The sequence below is a fragment of the Salinivibrio socompensis S35 genome (genome assembly GCF_000513715.1).
Classification (GTDB): Bacteria; Pseudomonadota; Gammaproteobacteria; order Enterobacterales; family Vibrionaceae; genus Salinivibrio; species Salinivibrio socompensis.
Genome location: NZ_AQOD01000147.1, coordinates 1 through 3506, shown reverse-complemented (window position 1 = coordinate 3506; position 3506 = coordinate 1). Strand labels below are relative to the sequence as shown.

General features: G+C 48.3%; 3 protein-coding genes. 2 read left to right on the top strand and 1 reads right to left on the bottom strand.

Going from position 1 to position 3506, the window contains the following annotated elements:
* Window positions 1-321 precede the first annotated feature (321 nt).
* Window positions 322-1194 (top strand): DMT family transporter, encoded by an 873-nt coding sequence (locus DZ54_RS0114850; RefSeq protein ID WP_025674927.1) that lies wholly within the window; start codon window positions 322-324, stop codon window positions 1192-1194.
* A gap of 35 nt (window positions 1195-1229) precedes the next feature.
* On the opposite strand, the gene DZ54_RS0114845 is transcribed toward DZ54_RS0114850, so the two are convergent.
* Window positions 1230-2213 (bottom strand): lipid A deacylase LpxR family protein, encoded by a 984-nt coding sequence (locus DZ54_RS0114845; RefSeq protein ID WP_025674926.1) that lies wholly within the window; start codon window positions 2211-2213, stop codon window positions 1230-1232.
* 138 nt (window positions 2214-2351) lie between these two features.
* Between DZ54_RS0114845 and DZ54_RS22200 the strand changes: the two genes are divergently transcribed.
* A complete protein-coding gene (locus DZ54_RS22200) occupies window positions 2352-2951 on the top strand; it encodes a rhodanese-like domain-containing protein (RefSeq protein ID WP_240474027.1) in 600 nt (199 codons plus the stop codon).
* The last annotated feature ends 555 nt before the right edge of the window (window positions 2952-3506 follow it).

Below are 3506 nucleotides of genomic sequence, written 5' to 3'. Positions count from 1 at the left end.
ACGGCACGTTGGGTGTTCTTAAAATTTGAAGGGATCGATACACTCGAATTCGGTGGTCAGAGCTTCATAACCGGTGTACGAGAACACCAACGACGATTGCTGAAACTATTGGGTCAGTTATACGAAACGGTTTATTCCTAAATTAGGTGCGGAAACTCGGTTAGTATCCCTCTGTTTTATCGATAAATAAGCATAGCAGCTCCTTGACAGTGCATGAACTTTGGTCGTTATTGATACTTATCTTTTTATAAAGATACTTGATATTGATCAATGTAGCGGCTAATGTATCTTCATATAAAGATATATAGAAAAGGAAAGGTTATGCATTATTTTATCGCCATTCTTGCCCCGATTTTTTGGGGCAGTACCTATTCCGCGGTGGCATTGTTCTTGGGGGATCTTTCCCCTTACTGGATGGCTGTTTGGCGTGCATTGCCTGCCGGCCTTTTGATGCTGATGATCAGTCGACGTGGTTTACCGCTGAGTTTGCCAAGAATGCTTGCGGTGAGCTTTTTTAATATCGCGGCTTTCTTTTTATTGCTTTTTATTGCCGCTTATCGGCTACCCGGTGCTATCGCTGGCACTTTAGGCGCGACCTTACCTTTGGTACTGATGCTGCTTCAGTGGTTAACCGAAGGGAAACGGCCGCAGCCTAAACTACTCGGACTGGCGTTTTTAGGGCTTTTCGGCGTGATATTATTATTGAATCCGTCTTCCGATATCGATTGGATAGGGGCCGGTGCCATGTTACTTGCCACCTTTTTTGTTGCTCAGTCGACACTATGGATGAAACGCTGGGAAGCAAAAGATATTTTTGGCTTAACCGCTTGGCAGTTAGTGCTTGGTGGGCTCATGCTGATCCCTTTTGCTTGGCTTTTTGCGGGGCCGCCACAGGCGATAACCATGCAAGCCGTGCCAGGACTTGCATGGGTGATTTTACTTAATACCGCTGTCGGTTACTGGGCTTATATTCGCTCGATTACTGTACTTGGCCCCAATCGTCAATCCATCATTATGTTTCTCAACCCGCTGACGGCGGTCACCCTTGGTGTACTGTGGATCAATGAAACATTACAGCCGTTGCAATGGCTAGGTATTGCGATGATTTTAGCGTCATTGGTGTTGATGAAACTGACGGATAGACGAAAAAAAGGCCAATCGCCTGCACAAACTATTGCCGCCAATTCTCAATAGTGGCGGCAGTGGTAGGCGAGTAAAGGGCGTCGCTTTTAATATCGATAATGGACTGTCCAAGAGACATAGCTGTAGGTATCGTCTACGGCTTGTCGGTAGTCTTTGGTGTGCAAAACGACACTGATATCCGTGCCCCAACGGGGCTGATAAAATGCCACCCCGGTAGCGGCACTGGCTTGCCAGTGGGTCATATCGATGTCGGCGTTCTCTGGCGGTTGATCACCATTAATGGTGATGTCATTAGCTCGGTACCGTCCTTGTATCGCAGTGTAGAAAAATGCCCCCTGTTCGCTTGCGTCGAACAAACGACTATCTAGGTGGCGGCCTGGCTCGAAGCTAATGCCGCCAAAGGTATTGGTCAGATCAAGACCAATGCGATAACTCAATCCTGTAGAGAGTTCACTGCGGAAGTTGCCGATATCGGCACGTCCGGTCACTCCCCATTCTTGGTGCTCGCTACGGTGCAGGAGCTGATGGCGCTCATAAGCAAACTGTGCCACCGGAGTGTTCTCCACTTGGTAGTCCCACCCTTTTGGATCGGGCGAATCAATCAGCTCGTGAACATAAGATTGCCCTTCTTCAGTTCGCGACGCGGGGCCAACCATACCGAGCATAAAAGACCACTTATCAACCCGCTCTGATGTCTGCTGATAAATGCCAGGCTCGATAAAAATCAAACCGGCATAGGGTCGCTCATTGGGATGGGGCGTTTCCCACTCAATGTCGTTGGGCGTCCACATCATTTGGCCCACATCGAGACTCCAGCTTTGTCTTGCCGCTTCGTTGAGAGGAAGTTGCTCGGCAAACCAACGAATAGGTGTGACAGAGGAGGTGGTGACATCATCAGACCAATCTGCATGCCAGTGCGCATACACGCCGCTGGTATATTGGTTATCGACACCTAACGGACTGTCATTTTCAATCGTGACACCGACACCCGCGCTATACGAGGCTATGGGGGTCAGTAACAGTATGGGAAACAGTAAGATAGCGTTAGGGAACACGCGAGACGGTGTCATTCACATCCTCATTGAGTTGCATCTTTAATGCGAGGCTCTCAGTATGAGTAAAAAAGTAGGCTGATACCAGATGAGATACGTCAATATCTTGTGAAAGCATCGTCAGCCATCAATCAACGATGAAAAGGAATCATTAAAATGTCAGTGTTTGTTAGCTCCCAATGGTTGGCTCAGCGCCTCGATACTGTCGTCCCCATTGATGCCAGCTGGTTTATGCCAGATGTCTCTCGAGACAGTTTTCAAGAATGGTGCCAACGACGTATACCCGGCGCCGTCTACTTTGACTTTGATAATACCATCAAAGATCAGAGCTCCTCCTTGCCGCATATGTTACCCGATGAAGCGTGTTTTGCGCGGCACATGGGAGAACTCGGTATTGCCTCGCAAGACACGTTGGTGGTCTACGACACCCAAGGATTATTCTCTGCTGCGCGCGTTTGGTGGATGTGTAAAGTCATGGGCCATCAGGATGTATTCATTCTGGATGGTGGGCTACCGGCATGGATGGCATCAGAAGGGCCGATAGATAATACGTCGCCTCAACCGCGCATCGAGGCAAAGTACCAGGCTCACTTTAAAGATTACCGCTACATCGATGGCCAGACGCTGGCAGAAAAACTGGCCGCGATCAATGTGATCGATGTGCGTCCAGAAACAAGATTTTATGCACAGGTGCCAGAGCCTAGAGAAGGCATACGCAGCGGCCATATGCGCCGGTGCCATCAATCTGCCTTTTAGTGAATTAACGGATCCGCGTGGTTTTGTGATCACTCAAGAGACTGCTCGTTATATCGTTTTACCTCGCCTCAGTGATACACGTCTAAACGTGGCAAGCTGCGGGTCTGGTGTGACGGTCTGTATCTTGGCCGCGGTGCTGAACACTACTTTGCCTATCCGATTGCTGTGTATGATGGCTCATGGACCGAGTGGGGTGCCCATGAACACTGGCCCGTTGTTCAGGACGACTAAAAACTATTCAAACGCTAATGTGGTAAGTGGCAAGATTGACTTGATAGTGATCTATGTCACTATCTAGCCGATACGCTAATGATATATCCATACATTAAATATCACGAGGTCATTAAAATTCTGTATTTTATGGGTTTTTTATGTTTTTTATTTCTCGGTGGGGCACGCATGGGACACGACACCAAAGCGCTTATTTAACTTATCGACTTGTACGCCACTCTGGCTTGGCATGAATTTGCCATATGTTGTCATTACCATTCGCGCATTTTTATGGCCCATTTGACGAGCTATCCAGCTTGGGTTTGCGTCTTCGGTTAGCATCCA